The organism is Kitasatospora sp. NPDC085879 (assembly GCF_040686255.1).
GTDB lineage: Bacteria > Actinomycetota > Actinomycetes > Streptomycetales > Streptomycetaceae > Kitasatospora.
The window spans coordinates 1-6,053 of the sequence record NZ_JBFBJZ010000153.1 but is presented as its reverse complement, the minus strand read 5'-3'; the positions used below and the strand labels follow the sequence as shown (position 1 = coordinate 6,053).

The window sequence follows — 6,053 nt, the reverse complement described above, 5'->3', positions numbered from 1 at the left end:
AGGTAGGGATCCCCGCGGTATGCGCGGGTGGGGGCCTTGCCGCTGAACGGCGGGCCGGGGCCCACCAGGACCAGCAGGGGGTCTCAGCATTCGCCGCACCGCCGCAACCGGCGGCCGACCACCGCCTGGACCTCCACCGCTGATCCTCGACAGCCGTGCGCACGGCCGGCCCGCGAGCCGACTCCACCTCCAACGCCACGAACTGCCCGATCACAGAATCCGAAGACCGACCTGCCCCAGGCCCGCCGGACCCGCGGCTGCAGAGCCTGAATGCCACCCTCCCGCCAGGTCTCCTCGCCCGCTCCGAACCGGGCACCGGCCGCCAGAAGCACCCATTCGCGAAACGCCCGCCGTTCAGCGGCAAGGCCCCCACCCGCGCATACCGCGGGGATCCCTACCTGCCACCACCCGACAGCATGAGAAAAACCACAGCAGTTCCACTCTCCAGATGCTTTGGGATCACCATGCCATCATCGATCTGTTGTCAGGACGAATCTCTCCCGCCCTGGCAACAGATCGATGACGAAGCCGTCCGCGTCGCGGTCAAGACGCAACTCCGTTGGCCGGCACAGGGATGGCTTCTTACAGCTGGCTGGCGGGGATCAGGGATAGGCCGCCGGCCACGCGGAAGGCGAAGTTGACGCCACGCTGCCACTGCGTCCCGTCAATTTCGTTGGTGAGGACGGAACCCTGATCGATCTGCAGGAGACGGTGGGGGCCGGAGATGGTCTGGATCGTGGGGATGCCCGCCTGGTACATCCAGTCGCCCTCACCCACCAGGTTGCCGTTGGGACCACCGCCGGGGAGGGGGTTGAGGACCTCGGTGCGGCGGAAGTCGGCAGCCGTGGAAGCGTTGGCGCACAGAGTCTGCAGGGACGCGATGGGCGAGGTGACGTGGAAGTGGGGTTCGGTCAGACCCGTCGAAACGTAGTCGTTGCCGGACTGCACCCACTGTCGTGCGCCGATGTGCTCGATGCAGAAGCTGGCAACCGTCTTGGCCATCAGGTCGGGGTAGCTGTCGATGAACAGCTGGGTGCTCTTCAGGCCGCCGCCGTCCGTGAGGAAGTGTGCCGTGGAGAAGACGATGACATAGGTCCGCGGAAGCTTGTTTCGCGGGATCGCCGCCAGGGCGCGGGCGATTCCCCGCAGGACAACCGAGCCGTTCTCCTCGATGGCGTTCTGGCCGTCGGTGTGAGTGTTGAGAACGACGATCTCGTCACTCGCACCCGGAATCACCGAGACGAGCATGTCGGTGGTGCTGGGGATGAGCTGTGCGGCCATGGTGAGGGTGGAGCTGACTCCGCCGGCCTGGGCCTGGGGACGGACGACGCCCGAGGCGACACGGTCCAGCAGGACCGCCGGGATGCCCTGCATCGGAATGTCGTACGGGGTCCACTGGTTGGCGACATAGCCCGGAGCGGAATCGATCATGACGATCGCGCCGACGGCCCCCGCCTGCTGGACGGCATCCAGCAGGGGGAACGGCGTCGTGGGGTAGTACGCCAGGCTGATGGGCTCGTTCGCGTTGAGCGTGCCGTCCGGGTCGTACGCGCTGACCTTGAGGGGGTCGAAGCCGCCGAGAGGTACCTCGGTAAGGGGCCCGATGTCGAACACCGCGATGGCACCTTGCAAGTTCACATTGGCAAGGTCCTGAGCCGTCCCCTGATTGACGTAGACCAGAGGCCCCGTCACACCACCGCTGGGTGTAATCCCGCAGTAGGGATAGGGAGCGGCAACGTTCACCGGACCGGAGGACGGCCCGCTGTTGATCCGCAGACCGGTTGTCCCGGGCTGCCAGCGGGTGAAGGCTTGCGTCGTGCGCTGAACGTTCAGCCCCACCGAGGTCAGGCCATCCGCCAACCAGTTGATGTACGCGGTATGCGCCGGGTTACCGGTAAGCCGTGGTCCGAAGGAGACCATGGTCTGCAGGTCGTTGTACAGACCGGAGGTCGAGCAGCCTGCGAGAGGCCCGCCGACTGCCGTGCCGGCGCTCGGGGACGCCACCGCGCCCCACGCCGAGCCGACATTGCCGAGCAGCGCGGCCGCGGATGCCGTCGCACCTATACCGAGAAATTCACGCCGTGACAGACTCATCGGACGTCTCCCTGGGGTTGGCGAGCTCGAGGCACCCGAGCTCGAGAGATCTGTTGCGTACGGATACGCCTGCTGGGGATGCATGGAATTAAGCAGACAAACGACAGGGCTTTCGTGAGCCCCAGGACCCATTCGAAGAAGTTCGGGACCATCCATCTCCACTCAAAGCCGGGGTCGGCGTCATGGGTACTCGACTTGACGTCCTGCCAATGCCTCGTTTGCAGAGCCGAGTTGACAGGCCCGATAGATATCGTGCGGGACTCTGGGACCGGCGGCTTCGGCCGCCTGACAGATCTGGGGCCATGACCTCGCTGATCCCGAGGGGTGCGCTGGACGAAGCGATCGAGGCACACGGCTGCCGGAACAAGCGCGCGGGCTTCCCCCACACACCTGGCCGTCTACCTGCTGTGGTGCTGTACCTGTCCCCGGGCGACGAGGCTACAGAGAAGCTGTTGGGGTTTTCGTCGTGCTGTCCGGCGGTGGCAGGTGGGGATCCTGCGGCACGCCGGTGGTACGTGTGTGGGGGTGGGGTCCTAACCGTTGAGCGGCGGGCGGTTCGTGAAGGGGTGCTTCTGGCGGCCGGTGCCCGGTTCGGGGCGGGCGAGGAGACTGCGGTGATCGTCCCGGCCCTGCAGGCCTGGCGGGAGGGTAACCTTCGGGTTCTGTACTCGACGGGTCGGGCGGGCGCACGGGAAGCTACCGGCGGCCCAGTTCGCGGCGCTCGAGGTGGAGTTGACTCGCGGGCCGGCCGTGCGCACGGGTTCCGAGGAGTAGTGGTGGATCTCGGTGCGGGTCCAGGCGGCCGCCGGTTTCGGGGCGGCTGTCGGCCGCGGCAACGTGGCGCCCGCTGAGCGCCCTGCTGGTCCTGGCGGACCCCGACCCGCAGGGCGCTCGGGCGGGACGAGTGCGCAGTGGGCCTGTGGAAGCAGGCGGGGGTGCCCCGCTTGCGGGGGAATCTGGCCGTGGGCCCGTGCTTGGGTCGGCGCGGGCACACGCCCGTCGTCCGGGTCCGGGGGCACTCCCGCCGCCGGATCTCGGCGGCCGCACCGCGCTGCCACCAGACCGACGGGAGGAGCAGGACGACCTGCCGGCCCCGCTTCCACCTCCGTTCGAAGGAGCCCGCGAGACCTTCGCCCGGACTGACTGCCGCGACCTCGCCATCCGCGCGCATCCAGCCCAGAGCCCGGATCCTCGACTGCTCCGGTCCGGGATAACCTGAACGCGCACCCGACCGCCGGGCATGGCCGCGCCGCAGCCGCGGACGCATAGGACCCGCTGCACCCCAGGGCGGGGCGGCAGACAGCCCTTTGACCAGCGCCGATTCAATACATCCTGCCCGTTGCGCGGTTGGGTCGGAGTCCCGCACGGCCATGGGTGCGCGGCACGGAATCCGCGGCAGCCGACCGGCGCACCGAATGCGCCAGACCCAGAACGGTCGACCGGGAGCCGACCATTTCTGGCGGATCCCACTGGGCCCTGCGGTCCAACAACAGGTTCTGGGTCTTCGCGGCGATCGGGCGCGCTTGCTAGCGTCACGCCCTCCAAGGGCGTTTCCCCATGGCCGGGGAATTCCCGGCGCGCCCTGCGCGCGCTCCGCAGCATGATAATGAAAGCGAGGAAATATGGCCGACACCACCAGTGCGCGGGACCGCAAGAAGCCCCGTCGTCTCCGCGCCGCCCTCATCATCGCCGGACTCGTCGCCGTGGTCGGCGCCGGAGCAGCCGACTGGGGCTGGGGCCAGGCGACGTACCGGTATTACTTCCCCAGCATCCAGGTGAGCAAGTAGCTCGGGCCGGCATGCTCGAGAGGCCGTGGCCCATCGAGTGATGCCTGTGCATTGACACCTGGTGCGGGCGTCAGCTGCGCGCGTCAGGTGTCAATGTTCGTTCTTGAGCATGCTCCGCTTTGACGGACACATCGGTGTGACGGTCAGGCGCGAGTACGTCTTCGCACTTGGCGGGACTGCGGTAACCCGAGGCTGGTGTGCAGCCCGGGTGTTGTGGCGGCTCTCGATCCGCTCGAAGATCGCGATGCAGGCTACTGCCTGGACAGTCCACCGCCGCTCACCGAGCAACTCCTGCTTCGGTGCGGCAAAGAACGACTCGGCGAGCGCATTGTCCCAGCACTGGCCAGCCCGTCCGGCTGACAGCCCGTCGCCGAACTCACCTGCAAGATCACCGAATTGGCGACTGGTTTGCTTGATGAATTCAACTGGTCGGTGCAAACCTCCCGATTGTGGCGGCGCCGGGCGGATCGGCCTGCGAGGCGTCCAGCGATGCGGTAACGGGCCGGCCCCGGTTCATCAGGATGTAGAGCGCGCGTACTGGTTGCAGGGCCGTCGAGGGACTCACGAGCGAGGATGCCATCCTGGCTGCAGGGCGTCCGGGCTCTTCGGCGCGCGGTGGTTCCGGGAACGTGACGGGAGATCGCTCGCCGAACTGGGGGCGGTCGCCGTCGACGATCTCCGGTAAGTTGCGGCACAACCCGGCCATGCGATGCAAGCGGTCGACTATCGCACCTTGATCGCCCAGTGAGGGGCGGAGGTCGCCGTTCGTCGTCCGAAGCGGGCGAAGCTGGCCGATGGCGAGCGGCTACGGGAGTACGTGCAGGACCGGCTCGACAGTGGGATCCCAGGCTCCGGCCGGAACGCTGGTGCCCGGTCCCACAACGCCGCAGTGGCTTCTCCCCCGCGTGAACGTGGGGGCTTCTCGCTATGTCGGCCGAGGCTTCGCGACGGCCAGCCCAGTTCGTAGAACATGACGGCGCCCACCATGTCAGCGTGCGCGGTGTGACCGCAGCCGATGCAGCGGAAAGCGGCCCGTAAGGGCCGGTTCTCCTGGGCGGTGTGCCCACGCGCGGGGCACCTCTGGAAGATGATGTGGTGGTCCACGGCCAGCGCCTCCCGGCCGGCGCATTCTGCCCCGGCGATGAGGATCGTCAGGAACACCCCCATCCGGCATCGGCAATCGGACGGTTCAACCCGAACTTCGCCGCGGCCTGTTGGGCAGGAATGCACTGGCCAGCGCGGTCAGGCTTGGGGCAGGAGCCCAGCGCATGTTGCGGCTCCTGAGGTCTCGTACGCGATGAAGCTGTGATCGCGGACCAGACTGAGGGTGGTCCTGTGGGTGTGGTCGAGCCGTCGGCGGCGCTTCGAACCGCGTTTGTACCGGGAGAGCGTCCGCTGCTTGGCTTCCGGCTTCGCGCTGGCCTTCCGTGGCGGGGAGGTTGGACACGAACCCACTGGTGGAGTCGGCGAGGAAGCTGGCGATGCCCATGTCGACACCGACTGCGCCGCCCGCCTCCGGAAGTAGCTCGGACCGGACCCGGCTAACCGTGAGAACGATGTACCAGCGTCGTCCCTCGCGCTTCACCGAGATCATTTTGACCTTCCCGGCCACGGGCCGGTGCCGGTGCACCTTGACGCGTCCGATGCCTTGCAGGCGCACGCGGGTGACGGGGTCGTGCAGGGTGGCATCCCAACGGCAGCTGTCGCCGTTCCGAGGGAACTCCACAGTGTCGGACCGAGTGGAGGAACGGCCCCACAATGGTGGGCGGTGGCGCCGAAGCAATGAGAAAGGCCCTCACCGCCCGGATGGCCACGTTCCCGGGCAACTACGAGGCTCGTTGACCTGGGACAGCGGCAAGGAGCCGGCCAGCTCGCCCAGCTGAGGGTCGACACCGGCATGGCTGTCTCGGCCGTCTCGGCCCGATCGAGTTCGAAAAGCGGACTACGGCATCCCGTGAGATCACGCTCACCGCACGAAGCTCAGGTGTCCATGTCCCGGGAGGCTCAGCCTGCAGCTTTCACCTGCGCTTCGGACCGGCCACTGGTGCCGACTCCAGCTCCGGCTTTGGAGAAGAATTGTCGGCGGCGGCTGAACCGTGACCCAGTTTGGGCGGTTGAGTTCTGACCCTCGCGTCGTCGGTGCTCGTGCTCAGTCGTTGTCGGTGGTGGGGA

General features: G+C 67.6%; 4 protein-coding genes. 1 reads left to right on the top strand and 3 read right to left on the bottom strand.

Features of this window, described 5'->3' with window-relative positions; genetic code table 11:
- Positions 1 to 582: 582 nt before the first annotated feature.
- Positions 583 to 2,094 carry a hypothetical protein gene (locus tag AB0P35_RS41335; RefSeq protein WP_363521609.1) on the bottom strand — a complete coding sequence of 504 codons (1,512 nt, stop codon included), beginning with the start codon at positions 2,092 to 2,094 and terminating at the stop codon, positions 583 to 585.
- A gap of 1,622 nt (positions 2,095 to 3,716) precedes the next feature.
- Between AB0P35_RS41335 and AB0P35_RS41330 the strand changes: the two genes are divergently transcribed.
- Positions 3,717 to 3,881 (top strand): hypothetical protein, encoded by a 165-nt coding sequence (locus AB0P35_RS41330; RefSeq protein ID WP_363521607.1) that lies wholly within the window; start codon positions 3,717 to 3,719, stop codon positions 3,879 to 3,881.
- A gap of 90 nt (positions 3,882 to 3,971) precedes the next feature.
- Here AB0P35_RS41330 and AB0P35_RS41325 read toward each other — a convergent pair whose 3' ends face one another.
- Positions 3,972 to 4,319: a hypothetical protein gene (locus AB0P35_RS41325; protein ID WP_363521604.1), complete on the bottom strand. Its 348-nt coding sequence runs from the start codon at positions 4,317 to 4,319 to the stop codon at positions 3,972 to 3,974.
- Positions 4,320 to 4,604: 285 nt separating this feature from the next.
- On the bottom strand, positions 4,605 to 5,048 hold the full coding sequence (locus AB0P35_RS41320; protein WP_363521602.1) for a zinc ribbon domain-containing protein: 444 nt from the start codon (positions 5,046 to 5,048) through the stop codon (positions 4,605 to 4,607).
- Positions 5,049 to 6,053 lie beyond the last annotated feature (1,005 nt).

Coding starts and splice junctions, on each gene's coding strand:
- AB0P35_RS41320 (WP_363521602.1), bottom strand. CDS start 5,048: ATGGGGGTGTTCCTGACGATCCTCATCGCCGGGGCAGAATGCGCCGGC.
- AB0P35_RS41335 (WP_363521609.1), bottom strand. CDS start 2,094: ATGAGTCTGTCACGGCGTGAATTTCTCGGTATAGGTGCGACGGCATCC.
- AB0P35_RS41330 (WP_363521607.1), top strand. CDS start 3,717: ATGGCCGACACCACCAGTGCGCGGGACCGCAAGAAGCCCCGTCGTCTC.